At 60.1% G+C, this 22583-nt stretch carries 18 protein-coding genes; 16 read left to right on the top strand and 2 right to left on the bottom strand.

Annotated features, from left to right (window positions below):
• The first annotated feature begins 170 nt into the window (after window positions 1-170).
• The 3 genes from HMPREF1494_RS00995 (at window position 171) to HMPREF1494_RS01005 (ending at window position 4100) form a co-directional block, all read left to right on the top strand.
• On the top strand, window positions 171-734 hold the full coding sequence (locus HMPREF1494_RS00995; RefSeq protein ID WP_003837481.1) for a LemA family protein: 564 nt from the start codon (window positions 171-173) through the stop codon (window positions 732-734).
• Window positions 735-821: 87 nt separating this feature from the next.
• Entirely contained in the window at window positions 822-3107 is a 2286-nt protein-coding gene (locus HMPREF1494_RS01000; RefSeq protein ID WP_034518581.1) for a DUF2207 domain-containing protein, read from the top strand.
• Window positions 3108-3236: 129 nt separating this feature from the next.
• Window positions 3237-4100 (top strand): aldo/keto reductase, encoded by an 864-nt coding sequence (locus tag HMPREF1494_RS01005; protein ID WP_003845103.1) that lies wholly within the window; start codon window positions 3237-3239, stop codon window positions 4098-4100.
• Between the two features lie 98 nt (window positions 4101-4198).
• Here HMPREF1494_RS01005 and HMPREF1494_RS01010 read toward each other — a convergent pair whose 3' ends face one another.
• Window positions 4199-4858 carry a LysE/ArgO family amino acid transporter gene (locus tag HMPREF1494_RS01010; RefSeq protein ID WP_034519191.1) on the bottom strand — a complete coding sequence of 220 codons (660 nt, stop codon included), beginning with the start codon at window positions 4856-4858 and terminating at the stop codon, window positions 4199-4201.
• 228 nt (window positions 4859-5086) lie between these two features.
• Between HMPREF1494_RS01010 and HMPREF1494_RS01015 the strand changes: the two genes are divergently transcribed.
• Together HMPREF1494_RS01015 and HMPREF1494_RS01020 are read left to right on the top strand one after the other, a co-directional pair.
• Window positions 5087-6616 carry an aminotransferase-like domain-containing protein gene (locus HMPREF1494_RS01015; RefSeq protein WP_034518586.1) on the top strand — a complete coding sequence of 510 codons (1530 nt, stop codon included), beginning with the start codon at window positions 5087-5089 and terminating at the stop codon, window positions 6614-6616.
• A gap of 105 nt (window positions 6617-6721) precedes the next feature.
• Window positions 6722-7990 (top strand): APC family permease, encoded by a 1269-nt coding sequence (locus HMPREF1494_RS01020; RefSeq protein ID WP_034518590.1) that lies wholly within the window; start codon window positions 6722-6724, stop codon window positions 7988-7990.
• 42 nt (window positions 7991-8032) lie between these two features.
• Here the strand turns inward: HMPREF1494_RS01020 and HMPREF1494_RS01025 are convergent, their stop codons facing one another.
• Window positions 8033-8998: a GlxA family transcriptional regulator gene (locus HMPREF1494_RS01025; protein WP_231495286.1), complete on the bottom strand. Its 966-nt coding sequence runs from the start codon at window positions 8996-8998 to the stop codon at window positions 8033-8035.
• Window positions 8999-9222: 224 nt separating this feature from the next.
• Here HMPREF1494_RS01025 and HMPREF1494_RS01030 point away from each other — a divergent pair, with 224 nt between their 5' ends.
• The 11 genes from HMPREF1494_RS01030 to HMPREF1494_RS01080 all read left to right on the top strand — a co-directional run bounded on the left by HMPREF1494_RS01030 (window position 9223) and on the right by HMPREF1494_RS01080 (window position 22425).
• Window positions 9223-10767: a peptidase U32 family protein gene (locus tag HMPREF1494_RS01030; protein ID WP_034518596.1), complete on the top strand. Its 1545-nt coding sequence runs from the start codon at window positions 9223-9225 to the stop codon at window positions 10765-10767.
• Window positions 10768-10822: 55 nt separating this feature from the next.
• Window positions 10823-11839, top strand: coding sequence for a polyphenol oxidase family protein (locus HMPREF1494_RS01035; RefSeq protein WP_003837468.1), 1017 nt, complete (start codon window positions 10823-10825; stop codon window positions 11837-11839).
• Window positions 11840-11920: 81 nt separating this feature from the next.
• Entirely contained in the window at window positions 11921-12772 is an 852-nt protein-coding gene (locus HMPREF1494_RS01040) for an IspD/TarI family cytidylyltransferase (protein ID WP_034518600.1), read from the top strand.
• Between the two features lie 57 nt (window positions 12773-12829).
• The gene (locus HMPREF1494_RS01045) at window positions 12830-13519 is read left to right on the top strand and encodes a pyroglutamyl-peptidase I (RefSeq protein WP_034519194.1); all 690 of its coding nucleotides are present in this window, start codon (window positions 12830-12832) and stop codon (window positions 13517-13519) included.
• 144 nt (window positions 13520-13663) lie between these two features.
• Window positions 13664-15184, top strand: a complete 1521-nt coding sequence (locus HMPREF1494_RS01050; RefSeq protein WP_034518603.1) for a cell division protein — start codon at window positions 13664-13666, stop codon at window positions 15182-15184.
• A 146-nt stretch (window positions 15185-15330) separates the two neighbouring features.
• Window positions 15331-16671: a C1 family peptidase gene (locus tag HMPREF1494_RS01055; RefSeq protein ID WP_034518607.1), complete on the top strand. Its 1341-nt coding sequence runs from the start codon at window positions 15331-15333 to the stop codon at window positions 16669-16671.
• A 147-nt stretch (window positions 16672-16818) separates the two neighbouring features.
• Window positions 16819-17955: a 3-deoxy-7-phosphoheptulonate synthase gene (locus tag HMPREF1494_RS01060; RefSeq protein WP_065468781.1), complete on the top strand. Its 1137-nt coding sequence runs from the start codon at window positions 16819-16821 to the stop codon at window positions 17953-17955.
• Between the two features lie 214 nt (window positions 17956-18169).
• Complete coding sequence (locus HMPREF1494_RS01065; RefSeq protein WP_034518614.1) at window positions 18170-19354, top strand: 3-deoxy-7-phosphoheptulonate synthase; 1185 nt, start codon at window positions 18170-18172, stop codon at window positions 19352-19354.
• 65 nt (window positions 19355-19419) lie between these two features.
• The gene (gene mtnN, locus HMPREF1494_RS01070; protein WP_034518616.1) at window positions 19420-20127 is read left to right on the top strand and encodes a 5'-methylthioadenosine/S-adenosylhomocysteine nucleosidase; all 708 of its coding nucleotides are present in this window, start codon (window positions 19420-19422) and stop codon (window positions 20125-20127) included.
• Window positions 20128-20350: 223 nt separating this feature from the next.
• Window positions 20351-21721 carry a sensor histidine kinase gene (locus HMPREF1494_RS01075; protein ID WP_034518619.1) on the top strand — a complete coding sequence of 457 codons (1371 nt, stop codon included), beginning with the start codon at window positions 20351-20353 and terminating at the stop codon, window positions 21719-21721.
• On the top strand, window positions 21721-22425 hold the full coding sequence (locus HMPREF1494_RS01080; RefSeq protein ID WP_034518622.1) for a response regulator transcription factor: 705 nt from the start codon (window positions 21721-21723) through the stop codon (window positions 22423-22425). Before HMPREF1494_RS01075 ends, HMPREF1494_RS01080 begins: the two co-directional genes overlap by 1 nt.
• The last annotated feature ends 158 nt before the right edge of the window (window positions 22426-22583 follow it).

Here is a 22583-nt window from a genome sequence, read left to right on the forward strand (position 1 = left end):
TGACTGATTCGGGGCGGCCCTCCACGCGTTCGTCATTGCGTGGCAATCATGGTGCCGCCCTGCATATCGGAGTCGGATGCCATTTGGGATGAAATAGGCAAGATAGTACAATGTGTAGGGTCTATGCGAAGATAGTCAAAGAAATAATAAGCTAAAGGTAAGGATTGGCGATGAATATTGGCATTATTATCGCGGTCGTCGTAATTGTTCTTATTGTGCTGTGGGCCATTTCCGCTTATAACGGCTTGGTTACCTTGCGTAACCGCGTCAAGAACGGTTGGGCTCAGATCGACGTGCAATTGAAGCAGCGTGCGGATCTCATCCCGAACCTTGTCGAAACCGTCAAGGGCTATGCCAGCCACGAGTCCGAGGTGTTCACCCAGGTGACCCAAGCCCGCGCGGGTGTGGTGCAGGCGGCTCAGTCCGGCGACGTGGCACAGCGCATTCAGGCCGAAAATCAGCTCAGCCGCGCACTGGTCAACCTGCAGGCCACCGCCGAGGCATATCCGGAGCTGAAGGCCAACGAAAACTTCATGGATCTGCAGTCCCAGCTCAAGTCCCTCGAAGAGAAGATCGCCTACGCCCGTCAGTTCTACAACGATGTGGTGCAGAAGTACAACACCCGGATCGAAGTCGTGCCGACGAACATCATCGCCGGTCTGTTCCACTTCGAGCAGGCGACGTACTTCCAAGTCGACGAAGCCGATCGCCAGACGCCTCAGGTCAAGTTCTGACCGATACCCCCTAAGCCTCATCCGCAATGTGGATGAGGCTTTTGCGTCCGTCCGGTTTTTCACGGCTTCACACGGAAAGGAGTGCCGATGAAGTTCAGACACATGCTTACCAGCGCCATCACCGCCATAATCGTCAGCGTAATAGTGGTGGGTGGCATCATCGTGGTCTTCGAGGCCAACGGCGACGAGCCCGATATGAGCTACAAAACGCTTGATCTGGATGCACAGATTACGGCCGACGGCGATTTGAAGATCACGCAGCATATCGATGTGACGCTTCGCGATCGCAGCGATGACGACTATGAACGTCCATGGAAGCAGCTGTACCAGCAGTATGATCTTTCCGAAGATGCGATCACCAACATCACCGACATCAGCGTATCCGACCCGTTCACCGGCAAGGAATATCCGCAGGGAAGCATTGCCATTCCGAGCAACTATTCCAAGCTGGAATGGAACGAACAGCATGCCGGGCAGTGGTATATCGCCGACGTGACCCAGGGTGATTCCAATCCGCAACCCTATGACCCGCAGACGCAAGGGTTCACGGCAAAGCATTCCAACGGTAATGGCGAATCGACTACGGCCCGGGTGGAACGGGAGTTGAAATCCGATTCCGCCGCCACTTCCGCCCAGCATCGTACCGTGGAAATCGGCTGGAACATTCCCTCGATTTCGTCGGCCAGCGGCCTGAAGTTCGACGTCAGCATGACCTTCAAGAATGCGGTTACGAAATACAAGGACGTCACCGCCATGCAGTGGGAGCCGTTCGGCAAGAAGAACCGGATTCCGATCGGTAAAGTGACCGGTACGCTCACCTTCCCCGATGGCGCCACCAGCAAGAACACGTGGGGTTGGCTGCACGTCACGCGTGCGAATTCGACCGATCGCGGCAAGAATGGTTCGCTCGTGTTCTCCGCCGATGACATACGATCGGGCGATTATCTTGACATCGTGGCCATGTTCGATTCCACGTTGGCTGGCAATGTGGCGCGCACGTCGGGCAAGGACGCCAAGAGCACGTTCATGAAGATCGAAACGCAGGACGAGAAGGAATGGCGTGATGAACAACGTCACTCCGCCAGAATGCGCGTATTGAGCTGGGTGGTCACGGGCGCGCTCGGCATCATATTGTGCATACTGGGCATGATTGGCGCCATTCGCAGCATCAGGGCATCGCAATACCATGGTGGCCTCGAGTATTGGCGTGACCCGCCGGACATGTCTCCGGCCAGCGCGGCCAAGCTGATGGGGGTGTTGGCCGGACCGTCCGGACTTGGCGGGAGGGACTCGAGCATTCGTAACCGCCAGATGAGTTCGACCGTCATGTCGTTGGCCTCAAAGGGGGCAATCGCCATCTATCCCGGACCTGCGGAGCTGTATGTCGGTTATGACATGTCCGCTACCAGCGCAACGACGTTGGCGGCGATGATCGCTTCGAACGGCAAGGAATCGGAGCTGCGCAAGTCCAGCACCGTGGTGATTTTGCCTGTGGTCTACGACAATGTCGAATCATTGAATCTCAGCCAATCCGAGCGGGCCGCACTGGACATTCTGGTCAAGGCCGCAACGCTGACCGGCAGCAGGGTCTACGATCTCAAGGCCATGAAGAGCGCATTGGGGAAGTACAGCAAGGCCTACAAACTGCAGGAAGCCTTCGACAGAGCCTGCGACAAGGAATTCGGCAGGCTTGGTGCCACGCAGAGCACCGGTTACGGTGCGCGTATGTGCGGCGTGTTTGGCGTTCTGCTCAGTCTTGTCATGACGGTCAGGTTCGTCAGTTCGGGAAGCGAGTTGGCGTTGGCGCTTGTGGAATGCCTGCCGATCATGGTGGTGTCGATATTCATCATCAAGATCACGCGTTCCACCGCCATCACCGAGGCGGGGCAGCAGTATGCCGGTCAGGTGCAGGGGTTGAAGAACTACTTGGAGGATTTCAGCGATTTCACCGATCGCAACGTACTCGACCTGACCCTGTGGGGTCGTTACATGGTATATGCGACGGCGTTCGGCATTTCCGCGAAGGCCGCCGCGCAGTTGGCCAAGGCCTACCCTGAGGTGACCGATCCGGAATGGTTGGATCAGAACGCCGCGTCCTCGTACCTGTACTGGCCGTGCCGTTCGTATTCACTCACGTCGGGTTCCGCTTTCGCTTCGGCGGCCGGATCGTTCGATGCATCGGCGTTCAGCGCGAATTATGGCGATTTCGGAGCGCAGCTGAATTCCAGCTTCTCCGACATTCGCTCCACCATGGCCGCGACTGCGCCGTCATCATCCAGCGGTGGTTCCGGTGGCGGCTTCTCCGGTGGTTCCGGTGGCGGCTTCGGCGGTTCGTCCGGTGGCGGTGGCGGCGGCTCGTTCGGCGGACGCTGATCGGCCACTGAGACCGCGTATGGAAAGCCTGCCTTTCGCCTAGGGCGATTGGTAGGCTTTGCTGTTGGAGGGCATGGATTTCCGTAGAAATCCATGCTGGTAAGACAAGGCTTCTTTGAAGGAGAAGACATGACTCTGTTCCGCAATCTCGGACCGTTCCGCACCACTGCCATCGGTCACGGTGAAATGCCGCTGACCATCGAAAACAACCGTGGCCATGACATCGGCATCGAAACGCTGCACGCCTCACTGGACGCAGGCTGCCGCCATATCGACACCGCTTGGGCCTACTACACTCCGGGTGAGGAGGAACAGACCGGTGAAAAGCTGGTGCGTGAGGCCCTGGAAACCTGGCATGGCCCGCGCGACGAGGTCACCGTGGCCACCAAGGTCGGTCTTCGTCGTGCGTGGGAGGGCGACAAGCCGGTGTGGCCGCGCGATGGCAAGCCGGAGCATCTCATCGCATACGGCAAGCAGTCCGCGCAGGCGCTCGGCGTCGATTCGATTGACTTGCTGTACCTGCACCGTCATGATCCGGAAGTGCCGTACAACGAATCCTGCGAAGGCATCAAGGCATTGCTCGATCAGGGTGTGGCCCAGTGGGCGGGCGTTTCCAACGTGAGCATCGAGCAGTTGAAGATCGCGCAGGAGATTCTCGGCGACAAGCTCGTAGCCGTGCAGAACCAGTATTCCCCGATTCACCTGGAGACGCAGGATACGCTGGACTACTGCGCCGAGGCCGGCCTGGCGTTCGTATGCTGGAGCCCGCTCGGCGGGTATCGCCATCCGTATGATGAGCACCTGTTCGACCCGTTCCGTGAGGTAGCGGCCAAGCATGACGTGAGCTACCAGCAGGTAGTGCTCGCTTGGGAGCTTGCCAAGGGTGATCATATGTTCGTGATTCCGGGAGCGCACCGCCCCGAAACCATTCTCGACTCCCTGAAGGCCGATGAGCTTGAGCTCACCGATGAGGAGCTTGCCTTCCTCGGCTGAGCGTCTCCGTCGATCTGCCTTTTGACGTCTTTCGCAGCCGTAATCAGCATGGTTGCGGTACGGGTTTGCGGCGCCAAAGACGGCAAAAGGCAGCGGGCTTACAGGATGGCGATGGCAAAGTCCGCGAGGAGCTTGATGCCGTAGAGCATCACCACGGCACCGCACGCCCGGTTCATGAAGCCGATGACCTTCGGGCTGAACTTATGGCTGAACACTGAAATCAGCAGCGTAAGCCCGATGAACCATAGTGCGGAAGCGATTTCCACGCCCGTGATGAACGGCGTGGACTGCGACATGGTGAGCGTGGCGCTGAAGGCGCCGAGCATCAGCGTGCCGTCGATGATGGCCTGCGGGTTGAGCCATGTCACCACACCGGCGGTGATGATGGTGCTCAGCAGTTCGTTATCGCCGCCGAAGCGTGATGCCACCTGATGCGCCGTATTACGGGACTGAGCGATATTGTCGGAAGACTGGCCATGCTTTCTGGCGAACAGCAATCCCGCACCGATATGGAGCACGACCAGCCCGCCGACGGCCAGAACACCCAGGCGCAGCAGGTCGTAACGTTGCATCAGCTTGCCGATGCCGAAGAAGCATGACAACGACAGCGAAACATCAAAGACCAATACGATCAGGGCGGTCAGCAACGCACGTCGGCGCGGCTTGGTCAGCGCCGAATTGATGACGAACAGATTCTGCATGCCGATCGGTGCGGTATACGCCAATCCCAGCGTGAGACCCTGCAAAAACAATCCCATAACAACCTCAGCATTCTCACCCAAAAACGTTTGGCTGGTTTTCCTTCATCCAACCAATCTCAGCCAAATCGTCATCGCATAAAAAGGGTGTTTCATCCTTATATCGCAAAGATATGCGCTTAAACTAGTGATTATCTTAGAGGCATAATTACAGTAGACAACCAGCCAAAGTCTTGAAGTTGGTCCAACCAAGCGACCAACTTGGCCGAATCGACCGCAAGGAGGGTCATGGCACGTGTCGCCCCACTGAACATCGACTGGAAGCCGAGTCGTGAATCCGACAGGCCCATCACCGAGCAGATCGTCGACTACATGTGCGAACAGGTGTCGAGCGGCAACTGGGCCATCGGTTCGAGGCTTCCGTCGCAGCGTGCCCTGGCCGAATGGTTCGGCGTGAACCGTTCCACCATCATCGCGGCCATCAACGAACTGTCGGATTACGGCATCGTCGAAGGGCAGCATGGCGCGGGCACGAGAATCGTCAGCAATACGTGGTCGCTGATGCTGCCAGGCGCGCCGGACTGGGCCGATTATGTGGGCTCCGGCTTTTTCAGGGCGAACAACGCCACCATCCAAGCCATCAACCGCTACGAATTCGTGCCGAACATGACCCGCATCGGCACCGGCGAACTCGACTCACGGCTTTTTCCCAAAGCCATGTGGAAGCAGGTGCTCGGCGAGGCGGCGAACGAGATCGATTCGCTCGGCTACCCGCCGCCGGAAGGACTGCCCGCATTGCGTGAGGCGATCGCCGCACACATGTGCGCCACGGGCATCGAATGCACGCCGGCGCAGGTGCTGGTGACGAGCGGCGCATTGCAGGCGTTGCAGATGATCTCCATGAGCCTGCTGCCGGCGAACTCCATCGTCTATGCGGAATCGCCGAGCTACGTCAAGTCGTTGCAGATCTTCCAATCGGCCGGCATGCGTCTGAAAGGCGTGCCGATGGATGCCGACGGCTTGGATGTGGCCGCGTTGCAACGGCTGTTGCTGGGGCAGGAGACCGTAACGTCATCATCCGGCCTGCCATCCGACCATCTGCCGTCGGCCACAACGAGGAAGCATGCGGAGAACGCCATTCTGTACACGATTCCGACCAATCATAATCCGACAAGCATCACCATGAGCGAGCGGCGGCGGCATGAACTGATCGCATGTTGCGTGGCCAACCGTCTGCCGATCATCGAGGACGGTGCCTACCGCGACCTGGTATTCGACGGTGAAGCGCCACTGCCGTTGAAGGCGCTTGACGAGACCGGCATGGTGATTACGCTCGGCAGTGCGTCGAAGGCGCTGTCTCCGGGACTGCGCATCGGTTGGATCGTGGCGAACGAGCCGATCGTGCAACGCCTCGCCGACGTGAAGATGCAGATGGACTACGGCGCGAGCGTCCTGAGCCAGTGGACGTTCACCCGCTTCCTGAGTTCCGGTCTGTACGACGAATACGTTGCGGGATTGAAGATCGAGCTTCGTCGGCGGCGTGACCGCGCATTGGAGACGTTGCGCAAGACGATGTCGGGACTTGCGCATTGGACCACGCCGCATGGTGGCTTCTACATCTGGCTTACCTTCGACCGTTCGATGCGCATGAATCGCCTGTTCCAGGAGACCGCGGAACGCGGCGTACTGCTTAATCCGGGTGACATCTACGATTTCGCAGCCGACAATTCCCTGCGCCTGAGCTACTCCTACACCACGCCGGAGGAGTTCGCCGCCGCCGTGGACGTACTGGCGGCGGTCGCCCGAGAGTTGGGATGAGCCGATATGACGCGATTTTCCGGTTGATTGACGCATTTGCGGGTGTTGCCGCAAGGGAATCCATGGCGTAATGGGTCTTGTAGCCATACAAGAGAGGAGAACGTCATGGCTGGTCTTAACAAGGAAATCAATTTGCCACGCGGCGTCGCGCTGGCGGTCGGTATGGTGCTTGGCTCGGGCATGCTGGGCCTGCCCGGTATCGTGGTTGCCGCGGTCGGATCCCGGATGGCGATCGCCAGCTGGCTTGCCGTCATCCTGGCCATGGTTCCGATGGTCGCTATTTTCAGCAGACTCGGCAGTCGCTACACTACGGCCGCCGGGCTTACCGAGTACGCTCGCATCGCTTTCGGCCCTTGGGCCGCGGATGCGACCTCCGTTCTTTTGTGGGGAACGTATGCGATTGGCATTCCGGCACTGGCATGGGTCGGCGGCGCCTACGTGTGCAGCCTGTTCGATATTGCGCAATATCCATGGGGACTCGTATGCGCGTTGATGATTCTGCTGGCGTCCACCATCGTCAATCTGCTTGGTACACGCCTGACGGCATTGATCAATACCATCTCGCTGTGGATGATGGCGGCACTGATCTGCATATTGGTCGGCACGCATCTTGATTTGCTGGTCCTCGGCATCCGCGAGCTGCCGTCGATCACGACCGGATTCGACCTGTCCGGCCTGATTTCCGGAGCGGGTCTGATCGTCTGGGCGTTTCTCGGCTGGGAGAACATGTCCTTCAGCGCGGAGGAGTTTCGCAACCCCAAACGCAACATTCCAATGACCTATTGGATCAGTTTCGCAGTGGTATCCGCGCTGTATTTGGCGCTGGCGTTCGTGGTCAACGGTGCTGAAATCGCCGGTACGCACATCACAGGCGCTTCCGGCCTGACCTCGCTGCTGCCCGATGATTGGAAAGCCGTGATCACGGTGCTCATCGTCATCGCCATTCTCGCCAACGCGAACTCATGGGTTCTGGGAGCAAGCCGGCTCACCTTCTCGGCTGGGCGCAACGGACTGCTTCCCGGCATCTTTACGAAGACCAACCGCAATGGCGTGCCCGTCAATGCGCTGATCGCCATGCAGGTCATCTATACGGGCGTTATCGTCATCGCCGGGCTTCTGCATCTCAAGGCCGATAACCTGGTGGGCATCGTCAGCCAGGATTTCATCGTGCTGTACGTCGTGTCCATCATCGCATTCATCATCAGCGAGCGGAACGAAGGCGGGGTGTCAGGTGCCTCCTGGTTGATCGCATTGCTGTCGCTGGTCCTATGCGGCATTATCCTGACCGGCTTCACATGGTGGATCCTGTATCCGACGATGCTGGTGGCGGTGGGTGCCGCGGTTCATCGTCGCCGCATGCGACGGAGAAAATGACGATGGGCTGTCGGAAGGCTTAAGAACAAGGCGTTTCCGGGGCTATTGACGGAGTGTGCCGTTTGGTGGGTTTCCTGAGGAATCCGCCAAACGGCTCCGTTCGTTTCGGAGTTGGAATTGGTGGGGCGTCATGCCGAAAAGCCGGAGAAAATGACGTCTCATAAGGTCGGTATCCGAAAAACCGACGGCATGGGCAATCGAATCGATGCGCATGGTCGTGGATATGAGAAGAGACTGCGCCATAAGAAGTCGTTCGCGCAATATCCATTGATGGGGAGTGGTTCCCCATTCCTTGAATTTTCGTTCCAAGGTCCTTACGGACATTCCCAATGCCGCGGCGAGGTCGCCTGCTTTCCATGGATGCTCCGGATGCGCGAGGAACAGCATGCGTAGGTGGTCCAGATCGCTGTCGAACCGGTGTTGTGACGAAGAGGTGGCATCGGCGATCTGGATATGGCTTCCGCTGCGTTCCAGCGTCACCGCCATCTGTTTGGATACCGATTCGGCGATCGCGTCGCCGAGTAGTTGACGGGTGATGCTGAGACATGCATCCGTTCCCGCACTGGCGCCTGCGGAGGTCCAGATGTTGTCTTGCTGTACGTACAGGACATTGTGCCTCACATTGATTGCGGGGTACTGCTCGCCGAGTTGTTCGCAGTACTGCCAGTGGGTGGTGGCGATCCTACCGTCAAGCATGCCACAGGACGCCAGCCAGAAGGCTCCGGTGCATAGCGAGACCAATGTGGTTCCCTGGCTGTGCGCATGCTGAAGGAGCGTGATTTCCTGCTCTCTCGCTTGGGGGACCGTGCCGATTTCGAATGAGGAAAACCCCGGAATCACCAGAATCGAGCAACAACGGCAGGCCTCATCGAATGCACATATGGGTTGGGATCCGGTTATGCAACCGGATTCCATGGGCACGATGAAGACCTTGCCGTTCTCGTTCAGCGCCAAGGAAAACACTTCAAGGGCGGAGGCCATGTCGAAAGGCCTGGTACGTCGCCACATAAGAATTCCCACATTCATGGAACGAACGTTACGGTTCCGGGGTACGGCGTTGGTGCCGTTCCCTTTTCGGGTATGTAAAATCTCCGACCGGAATCGAGTCCACGCTTCGACCCGTCATTTCTGCGATCCGCATGGCGTTTGCCGCCTGTCCCGTGAATCTACGAGAATGACAGATGGTCTGAATCGAAAGAAAACCGCGTAGGCGGCGAGTAAGAGGAACATTCGTGCAAAGAAGAAACAAGCCTGAGGTATTGGCTCCGGCGGGCAACCTGCGAGGACTCAAAACGGCCGTCGACTATGGTGCGGACGCCGTCTACTGCGGCGGCAAGGCGTTCGGCATGCGAAGCGCACCGAAGAATCTGAGCCTTGAGGATTTCGAAGAAGGCGCGCGCTATGCACATGAACGTGGCGCCCGCGTCTACGTGACCTTCAACGTGCTGCCGCGCAACAACGAGGTCGAGGCGATGCGCGAATATCTCGGCCAGCTGAAAGACACCGGCGTGGACGCGCTGATCGTCTCCGACATCGGCGTGATGCTCATGGCCAAACACATCGCGCCGAACCTCGAACTGCATGTGAGCACGCAGGCCGGCGTGACCAACTATCAGGCCGCGAACGCCTTTTACGAGCTGGGTGCGCGCCGAGTGGTACTGGCCCGTGAAATGGACTTGCAGGCCGTGCGCGACATCCGTGCACGCATCCCCGACGACCTCGACATCGAATGCTTCGTGCACGGTGCCATGTGCATGGCGTTTTCCGGCCGCTGCCTGTTCTCCAACTATCTGACCGGCCGCGACGGCAATCATGGCGAATGCGCGCAGCCATGCCGCTGGAAGTATTCGATCGTGGAGGAGAAACGCCCCGGCCAGTACTTCCCGATCGAACAGACCGAAGAGGGCGCGTACCTGTTCAACTCGCAGGACATGAACATGCTCGCCCATATCGACGATCTCATCGACTCCGGCGCGACGAGCCTCAAAATCGAAGGCCGCTCCAAGAGCGCGTATTACATCGCCGCAATGACGAACGCCTACAAGACGGCAGTCAACGAATACATGGTGCAACGCGGCTTCGAGGATACGGACGGCAATATGCTGGAACCCTTCCGCGATCGCGTGATCCGCCCCTCGGATCCGGAGTACGGCAAGCCGGAAATCAACGATGCGATCATGCGCAATGCCGACGGCGCATTCGCGGGTAAACCGGATATCGATACCGTTCCGGTCGCCGGCACCATCACGACCGAGCCGGAAGACCTGAGCTACCACGCGCGCAGCACGCGCCGCAAGTCGAATACGGCGGCCGAAGTGCTGCCGGACGGCTGGTATCACGCCGGCGTGCGCCCGGCGAGGCACATCACGTTGCCGGACTGGCTGCTCGACGAACCTGACAAGGTGGCCCACCGCGACTATTCCACCGGATTCTACTATCCGGAACACAAGGTGCGGCAGAGCACCGACCGTTCCGCCTACTTCCGCGCATGGCTCGTCGTCGGCGAAGTGCTCTCCTGGAGTCCGGAAGACGGCGGACGCGTGACCATCATGAGCCGCAACAAGATCGAGGCAGGCCAGAACGTCGAATTCGTGCTGCCCGGGGCCGCGCCCCTCGCCTATACCGTGCCCGCGGGAGGATTCCGCGACGCCGACGGCCACTGGGTGGAGGCCATCAACAATCCGGCGCACGTCTTCTCCATGCCATGCCCGCAGGAAGTGCCCGTCAACGCCGCCATTCGCTCGCGTACGAAACAGCCGACGCTCAAAGCCGAATAATCGGCCGAAAAAACGGTAGTAAGCCCAGCAATCGCAAGTAATCAAGGAATGTGACATGAGCAACGAACAGTACGATGACGCGATCCTCAATTCCAACGCCATCGACCCCACCGACAAAGACGGCAACCCGATTCCGGTGACCATCCCGATCATGCTGGCCCCCGGCATCACGGTGGTCTATACCACGCGACTCGGCGGTGCCAGCGAAGGTGACTTCGCGCACTTCAACCTCGGCGGCAAAACCGGAGACAACCCGGAACACGTACTCGCCAACCGCATGGCGCTCGCTGCCACGCTCGGCGCGAAGATCAGCCTCGTCAGCCAAGTGCATTCCGGCAACGCGGTGGACGTGGACGAGGCGTTCGTGCTGAACCGTCCGTTCGGATTCGACGTGTCCGGTACCAAGGCCGACACCGCGCGAACCGTTGACGACACCGCAGGGGAACCGGCCGTAATCGAAGCCGACGGCCAAGTGACCTCCCAAAAGAACGTGGCACTCGGCATGTTCGCCGCCGACTGCCTGCCGGTACTCATGGCCGACCCCGAGGCCGGCGTGATCGGCGCCGCGCACTGCGGCCGCCGCGGCCTGCAGCAAGGCGTGATCGGCGCCACCATCGGCGCAATGGCCGCCAAAGGCGCAAAGCCGGAACGCATCGTCGCCACGCTCGGCCCCTGCATCTGCGGCGACTGCTACGAAGTGGGCGGCGACATCGCCGACGAATTCGACGCACAGTTCCCGGGAACGTTCACGCTGAGCCGTTTCGGGCAGCCGGGCATCGACATCGCCGCAGCCGCCCTGCAGGAGCTCGCCAAGGCAGGCGTGCCGGCCGACAACATCGTCTCCTCCCGCCCGCGCGTCAATGCGGCCACCCAATATCTGAGCGAAGACGAGGAACTCGCCATGCTCTGCCAGAGCGACGGCGAAGGAGAACCGCAACTGTCGGAACGCTTCAGGAACATCCGCCGCAGCCTGTGCACGCTCGAGAATCCGCTATGGTTCTCGCATCGCCGTGCCGCGCTCGCCGGCAAACGGCACGAAGGGCGCATGCTGGCGCTGATCGTACGCGAATAGTCGTCGCCGCTGTTGCGGATTGCGTGCAGAAGATGAATGGAGGGCGTTGCGGCAATGCCCCTTGGTTTTACGGTGGAATCTATGACAGAGAGAGAACAGAGGCAGGCGCAGTCCGCGCCCGTAGTGGCCGTGGTATTGGCCGCCGGATTCGGCACCCGTTTCGATGAAAGCAACCCCAAGCAGCTCGTATCGGTGGGTGGCAAGCCGATCGTATGCTGGAGCATCGAGGCCTTCGAGAACAATCCACGGGTTTCCGACATCATCGTCGTGGTGAATGCGCGGGTGAACGACATGGTCAACGCGCTGATCGACGAGAACGGCTACGGCAAGGTGAGGGCCATCGTCCCCGGTGGCGAGGAACGTGTGGACAGTACGCTGGCGGCGTTGGATCTGCTGAAGCAGGCCGGAATTCCGGCAGATGCGAAGATTCTGATCCATGATTCCGTACGTCCGTTCGTGGCCCAGCCATCCATCGACGGCTGCATCGACGCGCTTGACCGATTCGAGGCGGCCACCGTGGCCTTCGCCTCCACTGACACCGTGCTGCTGACCGAAGATCTCGGCGACCGCAAGGTGGTGCGCGCCGTGCCCGACCGGCCGGACACCTTCCGTGCGCAGACCCCGCAGGCCTTCCGCTTCGACACCATCAACAAGGCGTACGAACTGGCCGCGGCCGACCCCGGCTTCCATCCGACCGACGACACCCGAGTGGTCGTGGACTATCTGCCCGATACGCCGGTCGCCATCGTGGAAGGGTCCGAAACGAACCTCAAGATCACCACGCAGGCCGATATGCCGATTGCCGAAGGCATTGCGGCCAAGCTGACCGGACGCCCCGCAGCCATTGCGGGCGACGATACGGCCAAACAGGAGGCCAAGGCACGCATGCGTGCCGTGTTCGCCGAAGCCGCGGCCGAAATGCACCGTCGCTGAGGGCTCCGGCCGTAGGCGAACAACACCGCACATCCGGAACACGTACACTTGAATACCATGCAGCAGATCAATATCGTCATCTCCGGTTTCGACCCGTATGAAGGCGTCGACGTGAACCCCGCCATGCTGGTGCCGCAGGCGCTTGCGGAACGGTGGCGGGATCCGTCCGCGGACGAGGCGGGCTGCGACGATCTCCTGCAGGACGTCGACGTGGCCATTTCGACCGTCATGCTGCCGGTCAGTTTCGCCAATGCATGGCCCGCATTGCTGGACACCATCGAGAAGGCGCAGCCGGACATCATCATCGCAACCGGCCTGAAACGTTCGTCCCGGGGCATTCTGCTGGAACGTTGCGCCACGAATCTTATGGATGCGGCCAAGCCCGACGCCGACAATGTGATCCCGAGCCGCAGGCCGATTAATCCGGAAGGTCCGGCCGCCTACTGGACGCGCCTGCCGCTGCGGTCGATCCTCAAGGATTTCGCCAAACATGAGATTCCCGCGACCCTGAGCTCTGATGCCGGCACCTTCGTGTGCAACTCGCTGTTCTATCATCTGCTGGATTGGTCGGCACGGCAGGACAGGCGCATTCTGTCGGGCTTCGTCAGCCTGCCGATCGTCAACGAGCAGCCGCATCCGCAGCATGGGCTGTCGCTCGCCCAGCAGATCGCCGCCGGTCGCGACGTGATTCGCGAAACCGTACGGTACCATCTGCAACCCTCATCCGGCGACATTCTGTTGGGATGACGTGGACGATTTCTGGGAGATTCCTGTTCTCTGTGTGAGAATTATGCGACTGCCGTGAGTTTCGTGTTCCGGGTGCGCTAAAGTGCAAACGGACAGGGCTCGGAAGGTGAGCGTCAAAGAGGGAATTCGCGAAAGGAAAGCACCATGGTGGACCAGTTCCCAATCGTGTTGAGGGGGTACGACAAAGATAGGGTCGACGAGGCGTTCGCCGCCGCTCAGGAGACGGTGAACCGTCTTCGCGAGCAGGTGCAGGCCGATGACCAGACCATTCTGCAGCTTCAGGCGCAGCTGCAGGAGGAGAAGAATCGCAAGGCCAATCCGAATTCGTTCGCATCGCTGGGTGCCAACGCGCAGCAGATGCTGAGCTCCGCCGAGCAGACGAGCGCCGAACTGCTTGAACGCGCCAAGAAAGACGCCGCAGCGGCCCGTGCCACCGTGCAGTTGCAGGCCGAAACCCTGTTGAACAACGCCAAGATCGATTCCAAGCGCATCATGGACGATGCCAATGCGAAGGCGACCGCCGCACTCGCCAAGGCCAAGGCCGACGCCGAATCCATCACCACCAACGCGCAGCGTAACGCCGACCGTCTGCGCAGCGAAGCGCAGAAGACCGTAACGGCACAGCGTCAGACCGTTGATCTGGAGCTGACGAATTCCCGCGAGGAGCATGATAAGCGTCTGGCCTCCGAACGTGCTTCCCAGCAGCGTGAGATTTCCGATATGCGCGCGGAAGCCACCGAGCAGATCGCCGCACAGCGCAAAAGCGCCAATGAGGAGATCGCCCGACTCAAAAGCGAGACCAACGATCAGATCGAGGCCGCGCTGGCCGATGCCAACAAGAAGCTCGCCGATGTGCGCGAGCAGGTTTCCAAGATGATGACCGATGCGCAGCGTCGTGCGGCGGAAATCACGGACACCGCCAAGGCCAAGGCGCAGGAGATCACCGATGAGGCCGAAGTGCACCGCACCAGGACCATGAGCCAGGTGAACGCCGAGGTCGAGCAGATTCGCGCCGACATCTCCGCCCAGCAGGATGAGGCCACCAAGAAGGTCAATGAGCTGCTGGCCGATCTGGCCGAACGTCGTGAAGCCGCCAAGCAGCAGGCCGATGAGCTGATCGCCGAGGCGAAGAATACCCGCGAAGAGGCCGATACGTACGCTTCCGACAGGCGGAACACGGCCGATGCCCAGGCCGCAAGCATCGTCAAGCAGGCTACCGAGGACGCCGACGAACAGATCAACGAACGCCGTGAAGCGGCCAAGGCCGAGCTCGACGGCGTGCAGAAGCGCATCGCCGACCTGCAGACCCGCGAAGCGCAGATCACGCAGCGTGTGAGCGAACTGCGTGCCATGTTCGCCAACGCCTTCTCCGGATTCGGCGCATCCAACCTGTCCGTGGTCAACGCCGTGGACGGTGAGGGCGCTGACGACAATTCGGAGGAACCGGCCGCGACGTTCGATGAGGACGTCGCCGATGAGGCGCAGCAGGGCGACGAAGTCACGCAATCCGCCGAATCCGTGGAATCCGCTGAATCTGAGGTATCTGCCGAAACTGAGGTATCTGCCGAATCCGTGGAATCTGCCGAAACTGTGGAATCTGCCGAATCTGTGGAATCCGCTGAGCACGCGGATGGTGAGACCGACGAGGAGCATGACGAGCGGTAATCGCTCGGCGGCATCGAATCATCGACTAGACTCGATGGCGATGAAGGTACGGCACCTGTTCATGACGGCAGGTGCCGTTTATTCGTGGCATCGTCATGGAAATGGGAATCGGCACGGAGCCGATAACGATATGACTAAGGAGCATGATGGCTGAAATCACGCCGTTGAATAATGATGCATTGGCGTCGCTCGACGCCTCCTTTGAGGCAAGCGAACATAATCGTATGGCCATGAACGCCGTCACCGCAGCGGGCATCGACAAGGTGGCGCGCAACTATGATCGTGCACGCCTGCTGCAGCGCCGTTTCTCCACCATCGTGGATAACGGCACCGCCACGCATCAGGACCGTTCGGGCCGATGCTGGCTATTCAGCTCGCTCAACGTGGCCCGCTTCGTTGCCAAGAAGAACATGGGCCTGAAGGAGTTCGAGTTTTCGCAGAACTATGCCATGTATTTCGACAAGCTCGAGCGCGTCAACTACTTCCTGAACGACATGGCCGCGCTGATCGCAGCCGGCGAACCGGCTGATTCCCGCCTTGTGCAGCATCTGCTGCATGACGTGATGGGCGACGGCGGCCAGTGGACCATGGCCATGAACGTGTACAAGAAGTATGGCGCCGTACCGAAAGACCTGTTCCCGGAAACCGAATCCTCCAAGAACACCGGTGAGATGAACACGCAGCTGCGCCGCATGCTGCACACCGCCGTGGCGCACATGTACGCCGACCCCGCTTCGATCGAGTCGGTCATCGATTCGGCCACCGCCGCCGGGCACCGCATTCTGACGATTCATCTGGGCGAGCCGCCGAAGAGCTTCGACTGGGAGTGGACCGACCAGGACGGCGAATTCCATCGTGACGGCGAGATCACGCCGGTCGAATTCTGGAACAAGTATGTGGGTTCCGCCGATCTGGAGAGCTATGTGTGCCTGGTGGACGATCCGCGTCAGGAGCATGCCAAGGGCAGGAAGATCGGCATCGAGCATTTGGGCAATGTGGCCGGGGGAGACCCGACCGAATATCTCAACGTGCCGAACCAGTTCATGAAGGATTGCGTGCGCCGCATTCTCGAAGAACAGGGCATTCCGGTGTGGTTCGGTGCCGACTGCCATCCGATGATGGACCGTGAGAACGGTGCATGGGCTACCGACCTGTTCGAATACGGCAGGGTGTACGACGTCGATTTCGACCTCGACAAGGAAGCTCGCGTGCGCTACGCCGACTCTGCGATGAATCATGCCATGGCGTTCGTTGGCGTGGACGTGGCTGACGACGGTCGCACCACCCGCCGTTGGCGTGTGGAGAACTCTTGGGGCGACAAGATCGCCGACAAGGGCTACTTCACCATGAGCGACGACTGGTTCACCGAGTACGTCTACGAAGTCGCCGTGCCGAAGGCTCTCCTGCCCGACGAGTACCTCAAGGCGCTTGAAGGGCCAGCCCAGATGCTCCCCGCATGGGATCCGATGGGCGCGTTGGCCCAATAAGCAAGACGCAAGGCGCGCAACGAGGAAACGCCGACTGTCCCACCATGCAGTCGGCGTTTTTCATATTCCGTTCCCATCCATTAATCTGACTTCGGTAACTCATATGAGTTCATGCATACGCAGATTCGTCAAGGAGGAGTGGAAGCGATGTCAGGTCTTCGCGGTCCGGATAGTTCACAGGATGCACGGCTGTTGGATGACCACGCCGTGTTTCCGGAGACCGTGGATGTCAACATTCGACAGCTTGACCCGATTCCCGCCCCTCGATATTTTCTCAAGGAACTGCCCCTCACCGACGAGATGAGCGATCTCGTGCTCACCTCCCGTCAGGAGATTCGCGACGTGCTGCATGGTCGTGACGATCGATTGCTCGCCATCGTCGGTCCCTGTTCGATTCATGATCCGAAGGCCGCGCACGAGTATGCCGAAAAGCTGGCCGCCGTCAAGCGAGAGCTTGAGGATCGCCTGGTCATCGTGATGCGCGTGTATTTCGAGAAGCCGCGCACCACCATCGGTTGGAAGGGCCTGATCAACGATCCTGATCTTGACGGCCAGTTCAATATTCGCAAGGGCATGTGGCTCGCACGCAAGGTACTCACCGATGTGCTGAGCCTCGGTCTGCCTGCCGCGACCGAGTGGCTTGACCCGATCACCCCGCAGTACATCTGCGATCTGATCAGCTGGGGTGCGATCGGCGCGCGCAACACCGAAAGCCAGGTGCACCGCGAACTCGCTTCCGGCATGTCCATGCCGATCGGTTTCAAGAACGCCACCGACGGCTCCATCAAACCGGCCGCCGACTCCTGTTTCGCCGCCGCGTTCGAGCATCACTTCCTATCCATCAACCTTGACGGCCGTGTGATCTCCGCCGAAACCAAAGGCAATCCCGACTGTCATCTGGTGCTACGCGGCTCTTCACATGGACCGAACTGCGATGCCGCATCCGTGGCGCAGGCGCTGGTCGATCTGAAGGGCTCCAAGGCGTCCGGTCCGAGCGAACATGGTCTGATCATCGATGCGGCCCATGGCAACTGCGGCAAGAATGAGGTGCGCGAGGCCGAGGTGGTTGAAGACGTTGCCGCGCGTATCGCGTCCGGCGAACAAGGCATTCTCGGCATCATGATGGAAAGTTTCCTGAAGGCCGGCAATCAGAAGCCGGCCCCGCTCAGCCAGCTCGAATATGGCAAGTCCATCACCGACGCCTGTGTGCCGTGGGAGCGTACCGATCAGCTGCTGCACACTCTCGCCGACGCCGTTACCGCCCGCCGCAATCTCACCAAATAACCCTTCCTCAATCCACCGACGCTGGGCCCCGCCTCACCGTCGGCAGTTTGAGAAGGCACCCAAACCACCGACGGTGACAGCCGCCCACCGTCGGCAGATTGAGGAAACATCCAAACCACCGACGCTGAGGCGGGGCCCAGCGTCGGCAGATTGAGCATCCTGTTTTGCGCCGTGATTGCTATTCTTGGGGAAGACAGTGACCAAGGAGAGACACATGCAGCAGCAGCTGAATACGCCGGAGGAACTTCGCGCCATCCGGCAGGCGATGGACGAGGGCAAGAACCCACTAGTCGCCACGGACGTGCCACGTTGGGAGGATCAGGTCGGCATCAGCCGCATCGTGAACCGCCGTGTGCTTGAATTCGAAGTGCTGCCCACCCCGGCTCAGGTACTGGGGGAGCTGCCGTTGAGCGAAAAGGCCCAGGAGATCGTCGCCTATTCTCGCGATGAGATTCGCGCTTGCCTGTATGGCCAGGACGACCGTCTGCTGGTGATTGTCGGCCCCTGTTCCGTGCACGATCCTGCGGCTGCGCTTGATTACGCCCGCCGTCTTGCCGGATTGAAGGACGAGCTGGGCGGTGAATTGTTGATTGTGATGCGCGTGTACTTCGAGAAGCCGCGCACCACGGTCGGTTGGAAGGGTCTGATCAACGATCCGGACATCGACGGCTCCTGCAATATCAAGAAAGGTCTGCTGTTGGCCCGCCACACCTTGCTCGGTGTGCTTGATGAAGGATTGGCGGCCGCGACGGAGTTTTTGGAGCCGACCAGCCCGCAGTACATTTCCGATGCGGTAAGTTGGGGTGCAATCGGCGCACGTAATACCGAAAGCCAGGTGCACCGCCAGTTGGCGAGCGGCCTTTCGATGCCGATCGGCTTCAAGAACGCCACCGACGGCTCGATCAAGGCGCCGACCGATTCCTGCTTCGCTTCCGCGCAGACGCATACCTTCTTCGGCATCGACCACTTGGGCCGGGCCGCCGTGGTCAAAACCCTCGGCAATCCGGATTGCCACGTGGTGCTACGCGGCTCGAGCAGCGGACCGAACTACGATGCCGCCTCGATCGCCAAGGCCATGGAGACCATTCGTGGCGAGATGCCGGCTGACTCCGCGGCCGCGCATGGTTTGATCGTGGACTGCTCACACGGCAATTCCGGCAAGGACGAGCATCGTCAGGCCGAGGTCGTGCGCAATATCGCAGGCCGCATCGCGCAGGGTGAGGAAGGCATCACCGGCATCATGATGGAAAGCTTCATTGAAGGCGGCAACCAGAAGGCGGCTCCGCTCGACCAGCTCGTATATGGCCGGTCGATCACCGACAAATGCCTGAGCTGGGACACCACCGAGCGGCTCCTGCGTGAACTCGCCCACGCCGTCAGCGAACGTCGCTGGAAGTAACTCGTCAGCCTCCTTCCTCTGCCATCTCCCGCGTCAGAGGGAGGGCCACATGGAAAGGAAGATACATGACCGCAATCGCCATCATCGGCGCCATGGATGAGGAAGTCGCGCACATCGCGGCCGCTCTGGACGACGTCGCCGTCACCGACGAAGCCGGCCTCACCATTACACGCGGCACGTTGATGACCGACAGGGGCGCCGAATGCGACATCATCGCCACCGTTGGCGGCATGGGCATGGTGAACATTGCGGCCACCACGCAGCATCTGATCGACGTCGGTCATCCGGATGCCGTGATCTTCTCCGGCATCGCCGGCAATCTCAACCCGTCCCTGCATGTCAACGACGTGGTGCTCGGCGGTACCTTGCGCTATCTCGACACCGATATGCGTCTGGTCGGCCAGTGGAAGCCCGGCACCGCCGATGCCCCGGTGCAGGAGTTCCATTCCGACGAACGTCTGATCGCGTTTGCCGACCAGGCTCTGACCGACCTCGGCATCACGCATATCGTCGGCATCATCGCCACAGGCAACTATTTCGTTGACGATCCGGCCAAGGTCGAGCAGGTCGTGCGTGAGACCGGCGCCGACGCGGTCGAAATGGAGGGTGCCGCCGTGGCGCATGTAGCCGCCCGTAACGACGTGCCTGCGCTGGTCATCCGTGCGCTGTCCGACAACGCCGACACGGACTATGAGGAATTCAAGGCCTTCGACATCTCCGAATACGCCGACACTGCGGCGAGGCTTACGGTGAACATCATCAGGCGCATGTAGCCGCCAATCCTTACGTACCGCCAATCCTTGGCATGGTCGCCAGGCCCGACTCCTGACCCGCATATCGGCAGGGGAGCCGGGCCATCTCATATTCCGGAACCGCCGATTCCATGAAGATGAACGATGGGGAAACTTCCGATGGCATGCGGGAATCGCATGCGCGAATGCACCCGTCAACCCGCTACTGTTGAAGAAGAATACTGGATTATCGGAGGGTTAACGCATGACGTCAGGGCAATGGGTGCTCCTCGCCGTTGCGGCGGTTATGGTGATCGCGGCCGTTGCGTCGGTCGCATACCGCTTCGGCCGGGCTTTCGAAGATGGCCCGGCGCCGAACGATCCAAGCACGTTCGGGGCTTCGAAGAACACGTCGCTGTTCGGCCCGCGCGTGCCCGTGCAACAGACGGAACGCCAGCTGATTGCCGTCATGCCGGAGGCGCTGATCGTCACCGACGCGCTCGCTACGGTGCAATACGTTTCGCCGGGTGCGCAGCGTTTCGGCTTGATCGAAGACAGTGCGATGACGCTTGCCGAGATCCGTGACATTCTGAAGCTGGTTTCCGCGGACAGCGTGGTGCGCGAACGTGAGTTGGCGATTCCTCTCGACCGCGCCGCCCGCGCCGCCGCGAAGAATACGAACGGCAAAGGGCTGGAAGCCGGCAAGACCCTGCCCGCCGACACCCTGTACCTGCATGTGCGCGTCGGACAGATAGCCGACGACAGTTTCGCGATTTTCATTTCCGACATGAGCGAGCAGCGTCGTTTTGAAATCATGCGCCGCGATTTCGTCACGAACGTTTCGCATGAGCTGAAGACTCCCGCAGGTGCGATTTCGCTGCTTGCCGAAACGATTGGCGACGCCGCCGACGATCCGGATGCGGTGCGGTATTTCTCGGGCCGCATTTCGAAGGAATCCGAACGATTGACAGAATTGGTGCACCGTCTGATCGACCTGCAGAAGGCGCAGAGCGCGGCCGCGATGCTGAATGCGGAACGTCTTTCCGTGTTACGGATCGCGCGCGAGGCGATCGGTGAGAACCAGGTGAAGGCCGAATCGAAGCGTATCAGCTTGGCTCTGTCGCTGAACGGCAGGCCGGTGTCGTTGCGTGCCGGCATGGCGGGTGACGCCACCGCATCATCAGGCGGGGAAGCGGACGTGTTCGTCGATGCCGACCACGAAACCATCAAAACCGCCGTGAAGAACCTAGTGGAGAATGCCGTCAACTATTCCCCGATGAACACCACCGTGGCGGTCGGCATAGGGCATGAGGGCGGCAAGGTCACCATCCGTGTGGTCGATCAGGGCATCGGCATTCCGGCCTCCTCGCTCGACCGCATCTTTGAACGCTTCTACCGCGTGGATCCGGCGCGCTCGCGCGAAACCGGCGGCACGGGACTCGGTCTGGCCATCACCAAGCATTGCGTGCAGGATTGCGGCGGCACCATCACCGTGTGGTCTCGCGAAGGGGAGGGGTCCACGTTCACCATCACGCTGCCGGAGGCCGGGGATGCGCCGGAATCTCGGGGAAATGCGGAAACCAAGACTGAAGAGAAGCATCCAAACACTACAGAGAACACGGAGGAGAACCACTGATGACACGTATTCTGATCGTCGAAGACGAGGAATCGTATCGAGAACCGCTGGTCTACCAGCTCACTCGCGAAGGCTATGACGTGTCCGCCGCAGCCACCGGCGAGGACGGGCTGGAACTGTTCACCCAGGGAGGCGTCGATCTGGTACTGCTCGACCTGATGCTTCCCGGTCTCGACGGTACCGCGCTGTGTCGCAGGATTCGTGAGCAAAGCCGTGTGCCGATCATCATGTTGACCGCCAAAAGCGCGGAAATCGACAAGGTGGTCGGTCTGGAGATCGGTGCGGACGACTATGTGACCAAGCCGTACTCCTTCCGCGAACTGCTGGCCCGCGTCCGCGCGGTATTGCGCCGCAATCAGATGGTCGCCGAATCCGACAGCGCCTCCGATGATGATATTCCGCTCGTGTGCGGCGACATCTCGATGAAGATCGGCCAGCATGAGGTGAGCGTGCGCGGTGAGAACGTGTTCTTCCCGCTCAAAGAATTCGAGCTGCTGGAATATCTCATGCAGAACAAGGGTCGCGTAATGACCCGTCACCAGCTCATCGACCGCATCTGGGGTTCCGATTACGTCGGCGACACCAAGACGCTGGATGTGCACGTCAAGCGTGTGCGTTCCAAGATCGAAGAGGATCCTGCGCACCCGAAATACCTGACCACCGTGCGTGGATTGGGATACAAGATCGATTCCCCGATCGAGTGAGGGACGAGTAGACGAATACTGTTCATCTACCGTTCACCGATTTTGGCATCCGGCACCGCAAACGGCCAATAGGCTTGAAATTGTCATGAAGAACGATGGCGACACCAGACAATGAACCTAGCAACGTACGCCATCAGAATGTTGACAGAGGGAAAAGA

The sequence above is a fragment of the Bifidobacterium sp. MSTE12 genome (assembly GCF_000513015.1).
Classification (GTDB): domain Bacteria; phylum Actinomycetota; class Actinomycetes; order Actinomycetales; family Bifidobacteriaceae; genus Bifidobacterium; species Bifidobacterium dentium.

Bases quoted from the DNA above. Each gene is read 5' to 3' on its own strand.
- HMPREF1494_RS00995 (WP_003837481.1), top strand. From the start codon at position 171: ATGAATATTGGCATTATTATCGCGGTCGTCGTAATTGTTCTTATTGTG.
- HMPREF1494_RS01000 (WP_034518581.1), top strand. From the start codon at position 822: ATGAAGTTCAGACACATGCTTACCAGCGCCATCACCGCCATAATCGTC.
- HMPREF1494_RS01005 (WP_003845103.1), top strand. From the start codon at position 3,237: ATGACTCTGTTCCGCAATCTCGGACCGTTCCGCACCACTGCCATCGGT.
- HMPREF1494_RS01010 (WP_034519191.1), bottom strand. From the start codon at position 4,858: ATGGGATTGTTTTTGCAGGGTCTCACGCTGGGATTGGCGTATACCGCA.
- HMPREF1494_RS01015 (WP_034518586.1), top strand. From the start codon at position 5,087: ATGGCACGTGTCGCCCCACTGAACATCGACTGGAAGCCGAGTCGTGAA.
- HMPREF1494_RS01020 (WP_034518590.1), top strand. From the start codon at position 6,722: ATGGCTGGTCTTAACAAGGAAATCAATTTGCCACGCGGCGTCGCGCTG.
- HMPREF1494_RS01025 (WP_231495286.1), bottom strand. From the start codon at position 8,998: ATGTGGCGACGTACCAGGCCTTTCGACATGGCCTCCGCCCTTGAAGTG.
- HMPREF1494_RS01035 (WP_003837468.1), top strand. From the start codon at position 10,823: ATGAGCAACGAACAGTACGATGACGCGATCCTCAATTCCAACGCCATC.
- HMPREF1494_RS01040 (WP_034518600.1), top strand. From the start codon at position 11,921: ATGACAGAGAGAGAACAGAGGCAGGCGCAGTCCGCGCCCGTAGTGGCC.
- HMPREF1494_RS01045 (WP_034519194.1), top strand. From the start codon at position 12,830: ATGCAGCAGATCAATATCGTCATCTCCGGTTTCGACCCGTATGAAGGC.
- HMPREF1494_RS01050 (WP_034518603.1), top strand. From the start codon at position 13,664: ATGGTGGACCAGTTCCCAATCGTGTTGAGGGGGTACGACAAAGATAGG.
- HMPREF1494_RS01055 (WP_034518607.1), top strand. From the start codon at position 15,331: ATGGCTGAAATCACGCCGTTGAATAATGATGCATTGGCGTCGCTCGAC.
- HMPREF1494_RS01060 (WP_065468781.1), top strand. From the start codon at position 16,819: ATGTCAGGTCTTCGCGGTCCGGATAGTTCACAGGATGCACGGCTGTTG.
- HMPREF1494_RS01065 (WP_034518614.1), top strand. From the start codon at position 18,170: ATGCAGCAGCAGCTGAATACGCCGGAGGAACTTCGCGCCATCCGGCAG.
- mtnN (WP_034518616.1), top strand. From the start codon at position 19,420: ATGACCGCAATCGCCATCATCGGCGCCATGGATGAGGAAGTCGCGCAC.
- HMPREF1494_RS01075 (WP_034518619.1), top strand. From the start codon at position 20,351: ATGACGTCAGGGCAATGGGTGCTCCTCGCCGTTGCGGCGGTTATGGTG.
- HMPREF1494_RS01080 (WP_034518622.1), top strand. From the start codon at position 21,721: ATGACACGTATTCTGATCGTCGAAGACGAGGAATCGTATCGAGAACCG.